Genomic DNA, 18629 nt, shown 5'->3' with positions numbered 1-18629 from the left:
CCAGGAATATGCCCAATCTGAGTTGCCTTTTCCAGCTATTGGCAACAGAAAGTGTGCTAATCTAGGACCAAAATCACGAGCCGGATTAATAGCAAAGCCTGTGGTGGCTCCAAGGCCAAGGCCAATGACAACAATTAGTGCACCAACAACCAGAGGATTTAGTCCCTCTGTAAAGTTATTAGCCCCAATATATGATAATGACATTGTCAAGGCTGTAGTACCAAGCATCTCACTTACAAAGTTTGATGAATATGATCTTATAGCTGGACTTGTGCAAAATACCGCCAGCTTTGCCCCTTTATCTTCAGTTTTAGACCAGTGAGGTAAGTAATGTATCCAGACCAGAGAGGATCCAACAGCGGCTCCCAATACCTGAGCTAAAATATAGCCGGGTACTTTATACCATTCAAAATCACCAACAAATGCGAGGCCCAGTGTTACAGCAGGATTAATATGTGCCCCACTGATTCCGCCAACTGCATAAATGGCGAATGTAACAGCCAGTCCCCATGTCAGGACTACTACTAGCCAGCCAGCATCATAGGCCTTTGATTCTTTTAATAAAATAGCAGCAACCACACCCGATCCAAAGAGCATGAGGATCATTGTGCCTAAAAACTCACCTAGGTAAATTGACATAAATACAATAGATTAAATAATGGCATTGATGATTATACATTAGAATAATTATGCAGTGAAATGCACTACTAATAATACACATTATACCACCATTTTCATAGAAAACGAAGGGTAATCATAAGTACTCGTAAACGATTGCTATTGGGCTAGCTCAGGCATTACTATTTTCTGCCTGTCGAGGATAGATTGGAAGGATAAAGCTACACCGTTGCTCCAACCAAAACCGTCTTGCAATGGGTATTCACCACCTCCTGCTAACAGGTCAGTGTCAACAACATTATATTTCTCCATCATCTTACCGGTGGATTTATAAACCTGCTGATTTCTGCTCAGCCATTTCTTCATGGCATCAAGGCCTTCAGAATTATACTCATAGTTGAACATACCATTGACGGTAATCCACTGAAGTGGTGCCCAACCATTTGGATAATCCCATTGCTGACCAGTATTATTAAGGGTGGTAACAAATCCTCCTTCATTCAAAAAGTCATTGAGAAGTCTTTCTGTGGTTCTTTTAGCCTGATTTTTTGAGGCTATCCTGAAAAATAGTGGGTAGGCAGCAGCGAGTGATAAAACACCTGTAGCTTTCTTATCTATAAAGTTATAATCAACAAAAAAACCAATTTCATCATCCCACAGATATTTATTAATCGCCTCTTTCCTATTTGCAGCTTTTTCAAGATAGTAATCTGCACTGTCAAGCTGCTCATTCCAATTGTAACCCTGAGCAATTTTTAACTCAAGGTGATACATTAGTGAGTTAAGATCAATAGGAATAATGTTAGTAGTTTGAATGGTCTTTATGTTCTTAGCATCAGCGAACCAACGGCTACTAAAATCCCAACCCGACTCCGCTCCCGCTCTTAAGTGCTTATAGGCAGTTTCCTCATCAAGACCATTTTCATGCACAAGTTCATAGTCTTCTTTGTAAGATTCAGGGCGTGGACCATCATTATTATCATAATACCTGTTGAATACGGTTCCATCTTCAAGTTTCACAACTCTACTATAGGCACTGCCATTAGCTAAATCTGCTTCTCCATTCATCCAAAAATTATATTCCTTGATTAACTGTGGCAAATAAGACAGGTATTTGTTTCTGTTGTCAGAATGAATTCTGGCCAGAATTACTGAATAAAAAGGAGGCTGTGAGCGACCATTATAATATGCTCTATTGCCGTTAGGTATAAACCCGATGGAGTCAATTAAATAGGAAAAGTTATCTAGCATATTGATGGCCATAGAATCCAGGCCTGCATCCATTAAGCCTTCAATAGTAAAATAGCTGTCCCAATAATAAATTTCTCTAAATCGTCCCCCGGGAACAATATATGAATTTGATAATGGCATTAATGAATTCCCCTCTATCCTTTCATCTGGCTGTCTTGTAAGCACTGGCCAAAGCGAGTTAATATGGTCAACCATTGACTTCGATGTATCAGATTCAAAATCAGACTTAGGCTGATATGGCATATCGAAGTTGGCCATCACGAAGGCCGAAAGTTCAAAATTATCCCTTAGCTTTTCTTCATCATAGGAGGCTAATATTTCACCAAAAGGCTTTTTTGGAGAGCAATCAACAAATGTTTTGCCATCAGGAAATACGTTGGTAAGCTGTACTTCTTTGAATAGTACTGATTGATAAAAGTCGTTTATTGAAACTACTTCTACTTCTTTTACCTCCTGACAGGCAGTAAATAAAAGAAGTATGCAAAACACTCCTAGTTTTCTCATTCTTCTTCTTTTAGAGTAATATGGTCAACTATAAACTTACCTAAACTGCGACCTTGGGTAACACCATTTTCTATTGCCGGCATATAATGTATTCCTCCATAAAGTCTGCTAATTGCTGCTTCATCAGAGGCGGCCGTAAATGAATCAAATTCTCTTGCGGTAAGTCCGTATTTCACCTCTGTAGAATCAACAAAGTGAAAAGACTCACCAAAAATTGAAGTTAACGCAACACCAGCAGCACCTGAAATCACACTGTGCCCACTTGTATATTCTGGAAATGGAGGTGTTTGTAAAAGCGGTGTCCACTCTTCATCAATATATTTATTAATAACTGTTTCTGGTCTGATTAAATTACTACGGTACTTTTCATCCCAGCAACTGATAAAGCCATCCGCTAAGGCCAATGACGTAAGCACATAGGCGCTAGCGCTTTTCATAAGACTAGCATCGGTTTGTTTACATGCAGTTTTTACGATTCCAATCCAGTGACCACCAGGCGTCACCTTCTTAGTCGCGAACATCACGTGTCCATGAACATTCATGACATAAGGATTGCAATCCCAAAAACTTGCTATTTCAGATTGCTCAGGTGTAAGACTTTGCTTCACATCATACACTTGCATCACTTCCTTGAAAAACTGACTGTTTTTATCAGTACTAAACTCTGTAGGGAGTTCTGGCGTAAACTGTGCAGCTGAATCAATTACAAATGTTCTAATCTTACTCCAGTGCGGCTCGATGGCCTCAATGTATGCTGGAGGAGTTGGTTGCCATCTGGATACATCTTCTTTGACTGTAAACTTTTCAAATGTTCTTGTTTGCTTATAATTATCCTTATCGGCCCAATCAAGAATATGTTTTTTAACCTCATCAGCATATGCCAGTGTTGCGTCTTTTTCTTCTCCTGACCAACCTTGAGCATCTAATTCAGCATGCCAATCATTAATAAACTCATCCATTTTGTCTTCAGAGAAGATCAAAGTTTTGCCCAATAGCAACATCGTCTGAAGTGCCGCTATTTCATGATTTACATTATCAGGGATCGGAGGTATTGGTGTAAGTCCATGTAGTTGACCTGCTAGTGACTTGTAAGTTGAGTCCTTTGCTGCTAATATCTCATAAGCCCCCACGCTCGGGTAGGTATAAATACGACTCGCGACAGGAGGTGAGAATATATCATGTACAATAACATCTGTTAGATGCTGCATCGTTTCATGCATTTTATTTGCATCAACTTTTATGGCCTGCTTTTCATTGTTACAGGCAGAAACCAAAATTAGAAGCACAAGCAGTACTCCAATAGATTTAGATTTTACTTCGTTAAACATCACTTCTTTCTCTTCTTTAATTAATTAGATAATATATATGCCTTTACCTTTTCATTGTTTAATGCAAACAAATAATAAGTATTACCATTCACTTTTAATATTTCACTTGCATTCACTTGCCCTTTAATATTCAAACCCGACTTTGCATTAGGTAAATGTTCAAACCCTAATGTCCCGTTGTTTAGAGCAACACTTCCATAGCTACCATCAAGTCTACCCAAATTTACATGCATTTGATCAAAATTGCCTGTTGTAGTCAGGTCAACCAACTTATCATGATTAAGATCATATAAAAGGAAGCTATTTATTGATGAAAACTGCATTTCTTGTGGCAACGGTCTGGCTGAAAAGCTGCCTTGATCATTAATAAAAACCATTGATCTTAATTCTTGAATTTCTCTTTTTTCAGCGGATGTTACTTTTTCCTGATCAAACAGACTCTCAACCCCATTAACCTGCGTAGCATAATCTTTATAAGAGCCATATCGTTTTTTAATCATTACGACTTGCTTTTCTATTTCGTCTTTAGTGAAAAGTGGTATATACCTGCCTTCCTGGCTCTGCATTATTATTGGGTCAGTTCTCCCATTATTATCAAAGTCATTTACATATAGTCTTAGTGGCTCAAGAACGCTGGCCCTAAATTTATTATTCAAACCAATATTTCCTCCAACCAAATCCTGATCTCCGTCATTATCGATATCTGCTACATCTACAACATTCCAAAAGCCACTAGTATTAGGAATTTCTATTTTCTTTATGAGCTTATTTGCTTCATTCACTAAAATGGTGATCGGCATCCAATGTCCAGCTACTACCAAATCCAGGTCATCATCATTATCATAGTCTGTCCAGACAGCCGACTTAACTAACCCAAAATTTACAGCGGGGGGAGTTCTACTGTTAGTCTCATCTTTGAAGGTTCCATCACCCTGATTTATCAACAATGTTCCTGATGTACTTATTCCATATTGTCCGACTCCGTTTAAATACCCTATGAACAGATCTTCATCACCATCACCATCAAAGTCGCTGATAGCAACTGCAGAAGAATTAAGTCTTATACTAGAAAAATTCTCTGTACGTGTGAAAATGGAATTATTATTAATATATAACCTGTCTTCAAGTAATGGGTGACCATCAGGATACTGATATCCAGCACTAAGCACTATAAGATCCAGGTCATTGTCATTATCAACATCGACAAACTCAGCTTTAGAATCTTCAAAAGCAGCATCCTTTGTGAATGCAGATTGACCTACATTTAGAAACTCACCATTTTCACTTTGAATAAAAATAGCCGCCTCTTGTCCTGCAGCTCCTCCAATAAATACATCATCAAGGTTATCGCCATTTATATCGCCAACAGCTAGAGCTGGTCCCTCTGTAGACAATCGGTAAGGCAGTATATATTCAAAATTATGGTCTTTATACTTCACATTTTCTTCGTGCTTGAACGGTACTAAATCGTCAACTAATTGAAATAGTGCAGCATTGATATACTTCTCTAGTTCAACCCCAACTTCAGGTTCGGTTAAGGTTATTCTTTGATCAGCTTTAACATTAGTTAATAACTGTTTTTTTCCTGATGCCCACAGAATTTCAACAGTATCTACAGTTGTATTATTGCCTAGCCCAAGTGTCATGTTAGGCTCACCAGAGGACTGAAACCCATGAGTGGTTGTTAAATAACGCTGAATAATTCGGCCATCAGTTTTTAGTTTTATACTCGTACCCAGTGCAAAGGTATTTTGGTCCTTTCCTTCAAAATCGAATTTTATAAAATGCTTCGAGGAATCTCTCTCACTATTATTCCTGTAGACAAAGGCCTCTTGATTAACATTGTTAATAACCAAATCCAAATCGCCATCGCCATCTAAGTCGCCATAAGCAGATCCATTTGAATAAGATGGTTGATCAAGTCCCCAACTTGCTCCTACATTATCCCAGGACAAATCACCTTTATAGCTAAATGTTTCATTAGGTATTTTAAGGGTTGGCATCCTTTTGATCATTTCCCTATTTACACTATCCTCATTAGTGTCATTGTATCTGAGGTTAGCCAAGTTAGAGATATATTGAATATAGTCCATATCATTAGGACGCTTGAATATTCCATTTGAGATGTGAATATCATTAAAACCATCATTGTTAAAATCAGCAATAAGTGGTGACCAGCTCCAATCCGTGGCAAAAATACCTGCATAAAGTGCTATGTCTGAAAAATTTCCATTTCCAGTATTCAACTGAACCGTATTTCTGGCTAATTGATGACCATAACCGAAATCAAGTTTTATATCATATACTTCAAGCTTATCCTCACCTCCAGATTTCATCAAAATGGTTGGATCTTTAGGCAGCATATCTGTAGATATAATGTCATAGAGTCCGTCACCATTGACATCCCCTATATCATTACCCATAGAGTATCTACTACTGTGGCCCATCACCTTGTATAGAGACTCGGTAAATGTTCCATCACCGTTGTTGAAATACAAGTAGTCATTTTCATGAAAATCATTACTAACATAGACGTCTGGGTGACCATCTTCATTTAGGTCAGATACTCCAACACCTAAACCATATCCTATTTTGCTACTATATATTCCTGCTTGTTCGGTAACATCTAAAAAATGCTGACTTCCCTGAGCCACCTGGCTTTGCATAAGTTTATCACCTGACTTTGCACTTACTTCTTCTCTCAGATTTGACCTACCGTAATTACCAACCGAATGAACAGAATGGTTAAGCAAATACACATCTAAATCACTATCCCCGTCATAATCGAAGAAAACAGCTTGAGTTCCAAAACCTGAGAAATTCAATCCATATTCGGCAGCTCGCTCTTCGAAAACTAAATTTCCTTTATTAATAAAAAGCTCATTCTCTCCCTTTAAGCTTTTATAATCACCAACATTACTAATGTAAATATCTAATAGGCCGTCAGCATTCACATCAGCCATTGTGACCCCATTAGACCAGCTAGTTTTGCCTGCCACACCTGCTTGTTCAGTGATGTCCTTGAACTTTAAATTTCCTTCATTTAAATAAAGCTTGTTTTCACCTAGGTTAGAAGTAAAGTATATGTCCGGAAGGTTATCATTATTTATGTCTCCAATGGCCACACCCGCACCATTATAAAAGTATAGGTATTCTATGATATTCAATTCCTCACTGGTTTCAACAGTATTCACAAAGTCTATACCTGTGATATTGCTCCCAAGTAAATCGAAGAGTTTATCAGAAGGAACTTCCGTTTGTTCAACACATCCGGATGCCAGCAGTAGTAAAAATAGAAGGTGTTTCTTCATCTAAAAACCAAATTGAAGAAAAGCATTATTGTTTCTAGCAATTATTAGCCTGTTACCTATAACAAAAATATCCCGGACTTCACCGTCTGTGATAAAGCCTCGATTTCCCTCGTAGGTCTTGAAATTGTTTCCGCCAAGGTTCTCCAGGTATAATCCATAACTAGCATCATATCTGCCCACCTCTGGTTTAGCAGCATATAAATTCCCGCCTAACACAATATCCATATCACCATCTTTATCAAAATCAAAGGTTTTAATCGCGTATATCGGACTCAGCTGAGCTTCCAGTGGTAAATCCATGTATGAAAATTGGCCATTACCCTCATTGATAGCAACAATTGATTTGAGGCTGTTAACTTCAACTTTCAAGGCCTTTTTAAACATCTCTTCACCTAAAATTTGCTGAAGTGTAGCATCCTTAAATGATTTATAATCAGGATACTTTTTCAGTACAAACTTCAGTTGTTCTGCGAGATTATGTCTAAGTGCAAAAGGGTATAAATCGCCCTTTTCATTACTCCAAGCTAATATTGGGTCTGAAAATCCATTCTTATCATAATCATCAACAACTAAGTAAAGTGGCTTTTCTTTTGAAGTTTTGAAACGGCTATTTAAACCATGATTACCTAAAATAAAATCTTGGTCCCCATCATTATCAATATCCACAGCCTCAATAGTATTCCACCACCCTTTCATAGAAGTTAGTGATGTCACCAATTCTTCGAACTTACCATCATTATTAGTAAATGTTCTGATACCCAAATACTCACCCACAACTACTAAATCACTGTCTCCGTCATTATCAATGTCAGAAGTGCTAGCATCGGTAATCATGCCAATTTCTTTAAGAGCAGGAGCTATTGCATCCGTAACATTACTAAAATTTCCCTTTCCGTCATTTTGCAATATATAGCCGCTTGATGGGAATCCATTTTGGAAAGGAATAAATCTTTCACCAACAAACAGGTCAGTATCTCCATCCTTATCATAATCAAAAGACTTAACTACTGAAGTCACCTTATATTTATCAGCTGCAGGAAGCACCTGTTCTGATAGCTCAAATTTCCCGTTTGTATTAAAATACAATTTATCCTTTAATGGCTCTGATACTGCTGAAAATTCTGACCCTCCAGTACATACATATAAATCAAGGTCTCCATCTCCATCGGCATCAAAAAATATTGAACCTTGATCTTCTGACTCACTATCCCCTGCAAAGCTCAAAGAATCTACTCTAAATCCGTTTTTAGTACTAAACACAAGTTGTCCTGAAAATCCTTTTGAACCACCGATGTAAAAATCATCCAGTCCATCACCATTAATATCAGAAACGGCTACTTTAGGTCCTTCTGTACTGCTCATATGATATTTCAGTCTATCTCGGTTAAACTCAACAAACGCGTTCTCACGATGCGAAATATTCACTGACTCAGGGTTAAAGATATTGGGTACCTTTTTAGCTTCCAGAATAGACTTATCGCTCTGATTAATGTTGCTTTCATCCAATAAGACAGTCTGATTAGGAATTACATTTTCCAGATAAGACACCTTTTGAGACGGCCATATAATCTCAATTTTCACCTTCTCACCATTAGGTAAGCCTACGAGTGGTCTGTAGTCCATTGAACTCTGAAACCCACGTGTGGGCTGTTGTTCGATATAAAAGGTTTGGTCACCCTGATAGATTGTAATCTGCGCTCCAACGGCAAAAGTATTAGGGCTCTTACCTTTAAATTCAAATCTGATATAATTGGCAGAATCTTTACGTTGCTGTTTGGCATTATTCCTGTAAATGAATGCCTGCATGTTAACGTTATTGACCACTAAATCCAGGTCACCATCATTGTCAAAATCGCCATAAGCAGAGCCATTAGAAAAAGACCCTTGATCCAATCCTAACGCTTCAGTTTTATCTTCAAAACTTAAGTTTCCATTATTCTTGAACGCCTTATTGCTGATAGGGTTTGAAGGAATAATTTCAATTAACTTTTTATAGTTAACCCTGTTATCTTCAATAACGGACTTGGCTATTTCTTCATTAGAAATATAATTAAGGTAGTCCTGATCCGTAAGATCCTGATAAATACCATTAGCCACAAAGATGTCTTTGTACCCATCATTATCCACATCAAAAATTAGTGCCCCCCAACTCCAGTCAGAGGCCTCAACTCCAGATAACCTGCCTATCTCACTGAAGGTTTTATTGGCATTATTAAGCTGAAAGGTATTTCTAGTAAACTGATGATAATAGCCATTTTTTACATTGTAGCTGTACTTATCAAAGTTCTCAAAGGTAGTTACTGATTTAAGTCGCTTATATTCATCAGGCAGCATTTCAGTCACGAATATATCAGGATAACCATCATTATTGATATCAGCCATATCAGCCCCCATGGAAGCTCCACTAATGGAATTCATGGAATTTGTTAATTGCTCTGAAAATGTTCCGTCCTGGTTATTGTAGTATAAATAATCTCTTTCAAAGAAATCATTTGAAACATAAATATCTTCCCAACCATCTTTGTTCAAGTCACCTATGGTTACACCCAGTCCAAATCCTATGATACTGCCATATATTCCAGCTTCTTCACTTACATCTTCAAAAAACTTTCCATTATATCTTAGTAACTTATCTCCACCCAAAGAGTCTCTTACTCCTCTTTCATTCCTCTCCAGGTTAAAGCTGCCAATTGCCTGATATGAATTATTTAACAGGTAAACATCAAGGTCTCCATCTTTATCATAATCAAAAAATGAAGCGTGAGTACTAAAGCCCTTATCATCTAAATGATATTCCTTCGCACTTTCGGTAAATGTATTGTCCTTATTATTGATGAAAAGCTCATTTTGTTTCTTATCCCCTTCAATATCACCAGAATTACAAACATAAATATCCAGCCATCCGTCACCATTAACATCGGCCATTGAAACTCCAGTTGACCAACCCATTTCACCACCAACGCCTGCGCTTTCGGTTATATCCTCAAATTTAAAATCACCCTTATTTAAATAGAGCCTGTTCTTCTTTTGATTAGATGTTAGATATAGATCAACTAGTCCGTCATTATTAATATCACCTATTGCTACACCTCCTCCGTTATAAAAATTACGGTAAGTATATACATTGAATTTTTCATCAAACTCCAGATTATTGGCAAAGCTAATACCCGTTTGAGTAGAATCTAATAAGCTAAACAACTTCTCATTCACCTGGTTCTGATCATCGTTTTTACAACTAGTAAAACCGATCAACAGAATTAAAAACAACTTTAAAAATCTTCTCATTTTGAACTTATAGAATGTTTAAATTGCGGATGCAATAAATCCTGAACTTTAACGACCACTGTTTGTGTATCTTTAATATATACTAGAACTCGTCTATTTCCGTCTACCTTAACTTTAAGATTAGCTCCCCTAACTTCAGTCTCAATAAACTTATTTCCATTATACCAAGACTCAATCATTTCTATCACTTTTGGCTGCAGGTAATCCGACTGAAGTTCTCTATTCCATGGAGCCCATGCCATGTAACTAAACTCCATATTCATTCCTGATAATTTATCTTCTACATCAAACTCAGGATAAAAAAGCAACCTCATTGGAGTAGGTTCCTCATGGAATAATGAATCCTGAAAAATATATTGCACAGATGAATTGCTCGGACCTTGCGTGACCAATGTTTGCCGGTTTAGCTCCAAGCATCTTTGATAAAACCTTGATCTAGGGTCACCGAAGTTAAGGTCAAAAAGTATAGAGTCAAGCCTTTGTTCCTTCTCCAATTCACGTTTCACTAATCTTGTATATTCGGACTCACAACTCGCAAAAACGAGCATTATCATAACACCACTAAAAATGTATCTCATAGTATTCAACAGCTTCACCATATTTTGAAATAACTAAATATTTTACCTCGCCTAAATCAATTTTTTTAATATCCCTTATTTGACCTGCGATATTTAATGGTACACCATCCTGAAATCTAAATCCATCAGTATTTTCACCTTTGAAGTACCACCCTTTTGAAGCATCAAATCTTCCAAATTGAGGCTTAACATTATATTGATTTCCTCCTGCTATCAAATCTAATATACCATCACCATCAAAATCATCGATTAGCAAGGCGTAAACAGGCGCAAACTGAGCTTGCTGAGGCAAATTTATGGATTCATAGCCATTATCAGTAGACAGTAGCAGTATAGATTCGAGTTTTTTAACTTCAAAAATTTTTGTTTCACTGAGTGTTTTCGTATCAAACAAATCCTCTATGCCCATTGAGGCATAATTCTCGTAATAAATCAATTTCTTTTTCAATAGTGGAAGCTGAGATATGAGCTCATCTTTATCCAAAATAGGATAGTATTTTCCGTTTACCTGAGTACAAAATATTTGTTCAATTGAACCATTACCATCAAAATCATTTACGTACATTCTATCTGATGGCTTAAAAAATGAATTTAAGCCATGATTACCCACTACAAAGTCAGGCTTGCTATCACCATTTAAATCTGCCGTTTCTATAGAATTCCACCATCCTTCTGTGTTGGCGGTAAAGTCATTCCGCTCAAATCCAGAGCCTGTGTTTGTCAAAAATGTAATAGGCATCCAGTCCCCAACAATCACCAAGTCCATTTTTCCGTCTGTATTAATATCTGCGGTTTCAGCGGACGTAACCATCCCAATATCCTTCAGCATTGGAGCATAACTATCAGTAACATCTGTAAAAGAACCTTTTCCATCATTTGCAAAAAGAAAAGCACTGCCACCAACACCATAATAGAATGGGTCAAATCTCTCCCCAATAAACAGATCATTATCACCGTCATTATCGTAATCAAAAGCAACAACCGTACTTGTACTTACAAATGATTTAAACGGCAGTGCTCGAGGAGATTCAGAATAGTTACCTTTCCCATCATTTAGCAATATTTTATCCATTAAAACAGATGATGATGATGGATAAAACCTACCTCCTGAAGCATGATACAGATCTAAATCCCCATCTCCATCAGCATCAAATAAAACACCTTCAGTAGTTTCTCCCTTAGGATTATTCTCGATTTCGACTGTCTTAAAACCCTCTTTATAGGATATAAATAAAGCACCATATTGGTCTTTTCCACCACCAATTATCACATCATTTAATCCATTATTGTCAACATCACCTACCAGCAATTTTGGAGTCTCATTACTATACATCATAGGTAGCAATCTATTGCGGTTAAAGTCAACCATGCCATTTGGACTGTGCTTAAAGGTAGGTGCCTTTTGGTTCTTTTCTAATAAAACTCCTTTACTATTTGACGTAGAGACAAGATATTTTGCTTCGTCTTCTCCCCTCGAAATTTCAATACTTTGATTGACCCCAATATTTTTTCTCTTAGTTATTTCCCCATCAGGCCATACAATTATCAGTGAATCAATATTATCTATCCCCTGTCCTAAACCTACAACCACCTTGTTATCCACGGAGCTTTGAAAGCCGCGAGTCACAAAATTATCAGCAAAATAAGTTCTTCCATTTGCATATATCTTTAGTTTAGTCCCCACTGCAAGTGAGTTGTTATCATTCCCTTTCAACAAAATACTTATGTTCTTATATTGCCCAGAATCTGTATTGTTTCTATAGATTTTTGATAACGAATTGATATTGTTTAGTACTAAGTCCAAGTCACCGTCATTATCTAAATCACCGTATGCACTGCCATTAGAAAAAGTTGGCTCTGAAAATCCCCATCCATCACCCACATTTTTAAATTTAAAATTGCCTTCATTCATAAAAGCATAATTAGCAACAGCAGATGAAGGCATAGTTTCTACAAGGTTAGTAATAACATCCTCCTTGCTTTTTATCATTTCTTTAATGCGCTCATTTGTTGCCTGGTAGGTTAAATAATCTCTATCTAAAAGATCCTTATAAATGCCATTTGCAATAAAAATATCACGTAGACCATCATTATTCATATCAAAAAGCAATGCTCCCCAACTCCATTCTGTAGCCGCTATGTCAGACAGTCGCCCCAACTCAACATAGGTACTATCTGTAATGCTCTTTTGAAGAATATTTCTGGGAAATTGGTTATGATAACCATTATTTACATTGAGTTGATACTTATCCCAATTTTCATAAATGGCCTTTGTCTTTCTTCTACTAAGTGAATCTGGTAACATTTCAGTTACAAATAGCTCAGGTCTACCATCATTGTCTAAATCAGCAACATCAGCACCCATTGACCCCATGCTAATTGACTCGAAATAATCTGTCAAAGATTCTTTAAAGCCACCCTTTTTATCATTTATGTATAAATAGTCTCTTTCAAAAAAGTCGTTCGAAATAAAGACGTCAACCCAATCATCATGATTGAAATCACCAAGAGTTATACCCAGGCCAAAACCAATGCTGCTATTATAAATGCCTGCTTCAGTGGTATAATCTTCAAAATGGCCATTATTATTAATTAAGAATTTATTGCCCCCTCCCTGTTGATCAGAAATATCTCTTTGGTTTTCAATTAAATCATAATTTCCAACAGATTTAATTGAATTGGTCAGAATGTAACAATCCAAATCTCCATCTTTATCATAATCAAAGAAGGCAGCATGGACTGAAAGCCCTTTTATATCTAAACCATATTCTTTTGACCTTTCAGTAAAAGTCAGATCCCCATTATTAATGAAGAGTTCATTACTTCTATTAGGAGTATTAGGGTCTCCAGATTTGCAAACATATATGTCTAGATAACCATCTGCATTAATGTCCACAAAAGTAACACCTGTAGACCAAACCTCAGGGCAGGCCACTCCTGCTGAGGTTGTAATATCTTTAAATTTAAAACTACCTTCATTGAGGTAAAGTTTATTATCTACCTGATTACCTGCAAAGTAGATATCGGAAAGTCCGTCATTATTTATGTCGCCTATAGCAACACCACCGCCATTATAGAAATTACGGTAGGTATAAGGATTAAGCTCCTCTGTAAAGGTGAGATCATTTGAGAAGTCAATATTAGATTGACCGGTAACGTCTGAAAACAAAAACTTAGTTTCTTCAGCCTCCTCTGCACAACCAACTATTAAAAATAAAAAAACCAGTCTAAGGTACTTCATACATCAATAAAATGGCGTCCAATAAATTGGACGCCATTTGCAAATTAATAATGTCTAAACCTAGGAATTAATATCCAGGGTTCTGAGATAATGGGAACGTTTCTGATGCTGATGCATTGATTTGCTCAATCGGAATTGGCATAATATCCAAGTTTGGATCATTATGTGCATCCTTCTCCCACCATGCAGAACCCCACTGATCAAATCTGATCAAATCAGTTCTTCTTAAAGACTCCATAAACAACTCTCTTCCTCTTTCAGCAAGAAAATCTGTTTCTGTCATTGTAGTGAAAGGAGTTGCATTTGCTCTACTTCTCAACTCATTAACAAGCATTGTTCCTGCATTCCAATCTCCTGCCATTCTGCACATAGCTTCAGCTTTGTTTAATAAAACTTCACCATATCTTAGCAAAGGAAAGTCATTATCCATTTCAGGTCCCTGACCAATTTTGAAACTAAACTTACCAAGTCTTGCTCCTGCCTGTCTTGAACCATTAGGGAACAACTCATTAATTTCAGGAGTATAGTTGATAGGAGCTCCATCAGGATCAGCTTTATCAAAAGCTAGATCAAGAATTGGATTACCATCTAAATCAGTTTGAGGTCCAACAATAAAGTTGTTCTCTTTTCTATCATCACCATCAGCGTAAGAATTGTAGAAATCCTCAAGAGTAGAGTATCCGTTCCATGGCTGCTGCTGCAATCTGAAGGTTAACTGACTTGGGTAATGTAAAGTCATTTGAGCGATGTTCATTCCTGTACCAGTTGATTCATCAAATGGTGCAATGAAAATGTGCTCAATGTTATCAACATTGTCAGGAGCAAATACATCAGCATAGCTAGGAGACAATGAATAATTACCAGAATTGATCACCATATCCGCAGCATCTATCGCCTCTTGATACATAGGAGTCCCTGTATATACTTCAGCATTTAAATATAATCTAGAAAGCAATGCATAAGCAGCACCCTGACTAGCTCTACCATAATCAGCTCTTCCAGCCGTTAGGTCAGGAATAGCTGCCAATAATTCAGACTCGATAAAATCAAATGCAGCTGCTCTATCTGTTTGAGCAACATCAGTACCTGGAGTTGTAACAAGCTTGATATTACCAAACATGTCCATCAGCTTCCAGTAAAAATAGGCTCTAAGCATTCTAATTTGAGCAGTACCTGAAGCATCTAATCCGCCATCGGCTAATGCTATGTTACATTGGGTTACACCTCCATAAAGGTCTCCCCATGCTCCATTAATACCACCTTGGGCAGGGTTAAAGTCATGCTCGTGAGTCTGAAGCCAGATACCTCCATCAAACCAGTCACCACCTTTTTGGGTAATAACTGCCTCATCAGAAGAAATTTCAGATACTGAAAAGTAACTACCATGATTGGCAGTGCCGTTTAACACTCTAGTGAATGCAGCAGAAAGGCCGTCATTTGGACTTGATCCATTCACATTATTTCTGATACCAACACCTGGGTTAGCAGGGTCAAAATCAGAAGTAAAATCGCCCTTTATCTCCTCATCTAAGTCCGTACAAGACAATGCCAGTAGACTAAGAGGGATTAAGAATAATGTTTTAAATAAATTTTTCATAGTTTTTATATTTCTATATTATTTATAGTCCTAAGCTTACTCCAAAAGTGAATGTTCTTGCAGTGAAATAGTTATTTCTTCTGTCAATACCAGGAGATAACACGTCAGGATTAGATGTGTCTAGAAATCCACCATTATCAGATGCTCCAAAATCTTGAAGTATTGGCTCAGGGTCAATACCAGTGTAATTAGTAATTACAAAAGCGTTTTGAACATTAGCATATACTCTCAAACTTTTTATGTTACTAGACTTAGCAGTATTAAAAGTATAACCAAGAGTTACGTTATCTAGTTTCAAGAAATTTGCTTTTTCCACATACAATGAACTAAACTGTGCAGAAGTTAATCCATCAACAGCTTCGTCAGTACTAATTCTGTTGTAAGAATTAATTGCACCTGGATCGATTGGCTCGTAGAAAGCTCTGTAAGTATTAACTAAACTATGACCAAATGCACCTCTAAAGAAAGCATTGAAATCCCAGTTCTTAAAAGTCACCTGATTAGTCCAACCTAATTCTAAATCAGGAATACCATTTCCTAACTCTTGAAAATCGCCAGAAGGGTCTAACGCTTGACCTTGATCAGAAATAACTTGTCCATCACCGTTCAAATCAGCAAACCTTGGAGCTCCATTAGATTCAACACCTTCAAATACAGGACCCCAAATTTGACCTATTTCTTCACCTACAGCTGTTCTGATCATAAACGTTCCATTTTGTCCTGGAGCACCTAATTCAGCTCTTGTTTGCTCATCAATAATGAACTCTTCTAAGGTTGTTTTATAAGTACTCAAAACAACTCCTGGAGTCCATCTCACTTCACCAATTGATATAGAATTATAATTCAAAGATAATTCAGCACCTTTTGTCTGTAATGCACCTGCATTTTCAAAACGTGTTCCAGAAGGATATAAATCAGTAGGAACCGCTCTCTCCAAAATAAAGTCATTGATATCTCTAGTGTAGATATCTAAAGCACCAGTAAGTTTTCCACCTAAACCGAAGTCGATACCTAAGTTAATCTCTGACTTTTCTTCCCATTTCAAATCAGGGTTAGCATCTCTAGTGAGTGAAACTTGACCTCCACCTTGGAAACTATAGTTATATAAATCTTGAGCTAAGCCTGAAGGTCCTGGAAGTGATCCTGTAACTCCGTATCCTACTCTTAATTTCAACACATCAACTCCACCCAACTGAAGGTAGTTTTGAAGGTCAACACCAACACCTAAAGCAGGAAAAACACCCCACTGATTGTCAACTCCTAACTTAGTAGAACCCTCTCTTCTTAAAGAAGCGTTGAAGAAGATTGCATTGTCAAAAGTCATATTCACTCTTCCAAAGAAAGCTATAATTCTATTCTCAGGAGACGCACTACTTGAAATGTTTACATTAGCTGCTAATCCAGAAATTCTATCACCAGCAGTTTCAAGCGCGTTTCTTCCTAAAGCATCACTTGGAAAATTACCTAACTCGATGAAAATATCTTCAAATTCGTCTTCTTGAAATGAATAACCAGCAGAAAAATCTAAATTAAGACGATCAAAACCTTTTGAATAAGTCGCATAAGTTTCAAATAAAGTAAACTTGTTATCAGAAGTATATCTTCTTGCAAGACCTCCTCTATTAAAACCTCTGAAAAGAGATGCTCTAGAATAATACTCTCCGTTTAATACATTAGTGTATTGCTGGCCATAATTTGCAGTTACAGAAAGTTCATCTGTAATAGCAAAGCTCATTTGAGTATTAAAATTTAAATTTTTTCTTTTCCCGGTGTTCGAATTTTGATCAATTATTGCAACTGGGTTAAAGTTATCAAATAAAATAGCTTGAAAATACTCACCATTATCAAATCTTATTGGTGCAGTTGGGTTATATAATACTGCATATCTCAAAGCTTCGTTAAACGAGAAATTACTTTCTCTATTAGTCAACGACATGTTAAAATCAACTGTCAATCTATTATCAAGTGCTCTGTGATTCAAACTTGCCCTTGTATTAATCTGATCGAAACCTGATTCTTTCAATACACCTTCAACATTTCTAAAATTAGAAGAGAGTCTGAATGTTGTAGACTCATTACCGCCAGAAACGGCAATGTTATGAACATTTGATACTGCTGTTCTTGTAACTTCGTCTTGCCAATCCGTTACCGCTCCAAGATCATTACCACCAGCAGCGATATACTCTCCTGATTCCATAACAGGTTGATTGTTTAACACCGAAGCAGCAGCAACATATCCGTTATATGTAACTGACACACCACCAGTTCTTGATCCTCTTTTAGTTGTTACCAAAATCACACCTGATGAACCTCTACTACCATAAATAGCAGCCGCAGAACCATCTTTAAGTACGTTGACAGATTCTATATCATTAGGATCCACGTTATCTAGCGAGGCACCGATAACACCATCAACTACAATCAAAGGCTCAGTATTGGCGCCAACAGTAGATATACCTCTTAATCTAATTGTAGAATTTGAATTTGGATCACCACCTTTATTATACACACTCAATCCAGGTACTTTACCCTGTAGCAATTGAGTCGCATCATTAATGTTACCTTTGTTAAACTCCTCTTCGCTAAGAGCTACAACTGAACTGGTAATCTCCTTTTTATCTTGCGAGCCGTAACCCACAACGACAACTTCTGATAATTCAGTTACATCAACTGCTAAACTTACGTCCACTACCCCTCTTGATCCAACAGCCACTTCTTGCGTTGCGTAACCTATAAATGAAACAACAAGTGTTGCTCCGTTCTGAACTGACAGTTTATAATTACCATCAATATCCGTAACAGTACCATTACTGGTACCTTTTTCAACTATGTTAGCGCCAGGAATTGCATCCCCAGTACTACCATCAGTTATTTTTCCACTCACAGACATTTCTTGAGCGTACATGACGCCCGCTG

At 37.2% G+C, this 18629-nt stretch carries 9 protein-coding genes; all 9 read right to left on the bottom strand.

Annotated elements, in window-relative coordinates:
• On the bottom strand, positions 1 to 639 hold a 639-nt coding region (locus E1140_RS08865; RefSeq protein ID WP_155181951.1), incomplete at its 3' end, for an MIP/aquaporin family protein.
• 138 nt (positions 640 to 777) lie between these two features.
• Positions 778 to 2373, bottom strand: a complete 1596-nt coding sequence (gene treF, locus E1140_RS08860) for an alpha,alpha-trehalase TreF (RefSeq protein WP_155181948.1) — start codon at positions 2371 to 2373, stop codon at positions 778 to 780.
• Positions 2370 to 3701: a vanadium-dependent haloperoxidase gene (locus E1140_RS08855; protein WP_155181945.1), complete on the bottom strand. Its 1332-nt coding sequence runs from the start codon at positions 3699 to 3701 to the stop codon at positions 2370 to 2372. Before E1140_RS08855 ends, treF begins: the two co-directional genes overlap by 4 nt.
• A gap of 20 nt (positions 3702 to 3721) precedes the next feature.
• Positions 3722 to 7012, bottom strand: a complete 3291-nt coding sequence (locus tag E1140_RS08850) for a CRTAC1 family protein (RefSeq protein WP_155181942.1) — start codon at positions 7010 to 7012, stop codon at positions 3722 to 3724.
• The gene (locus E1140_RS08845) at positions 7013 to 10297 is read right to left on the bottom strand and encodes a VCBS repeat-containing protein (protein ID WP_155181939.1); all 3285 of its coding nucleotides are present in this window, start codon (positions 10295 to 10297) and stop codon (positions 7013 to 7015) included.
• The gene (locus E1140_RS08840) at positions 10294 to 10875 is read right to left on the bottom strand and encodes a hypothetical protein (RefSeq protein ID WP_155181918.1); all 582 of its coding nucleotides are present in this window, start codon (positions 10873 to 10875) and stop codon (positions 10294 to 10296) included. The genes E1140_RS08845 and E1140_RS08840 overlap by 4 nt, the downstream gene beginning before the upstream one ends.
• Positions 10859 to 14116, bottom strand: a complete 3258-nt coding sequence (locus E1140_RS08835; protein ID WP_155181915.1) for a VCBS repeat-containing protein — start codon at positions 14114 to 14116, stop codon at positions 10859 to 10861. Before E1140_RS08835 ends, E1140_RS08840 begins: the two co-directional genes overlap by 17 nt.
• 67 nt (positions 14117 to 14183) lie before the next feature.
• Positions 14184 to 15713 carry a RagB/SusD family nutrient uptake outer membrane protein gene (locus E1140_RS08830; protein ID WP_155181911.1) on the bottom strand — a complete coding sequence of 510 codons (1530 nt, stop codon included), beginning with the start codon at positions 15711 to 15713 and terminating at the stop codon, positions 14184 to 14186.
• Between the two features lie 22 nt (positions 15714 to 15735).
• Positions 15736 to 18629: SusC/RagA family TonB-linked outer membrane protein (locus E1140_RS08825; protein WP_221412664.1), on the bottom strand; the 2894-nt coding region annotated here is incomplete at its 5' end.

Source organism: Fulvivirga lutimaris (assembly GCF_009711525.1).
Taxonomy (GTDB): domain Bacteria; phylum Bacteroidota; class Bacteroidia; order Cytophagales; family Cyclobacteriaceae; genus Fulvivirga; species Fulvivirga lutimaris.
The sequence above is the reverse complement of the archived record's forward strand: the minus strand, read 5'-3'. Positions and strand labels throughout refer to the sequence as shown.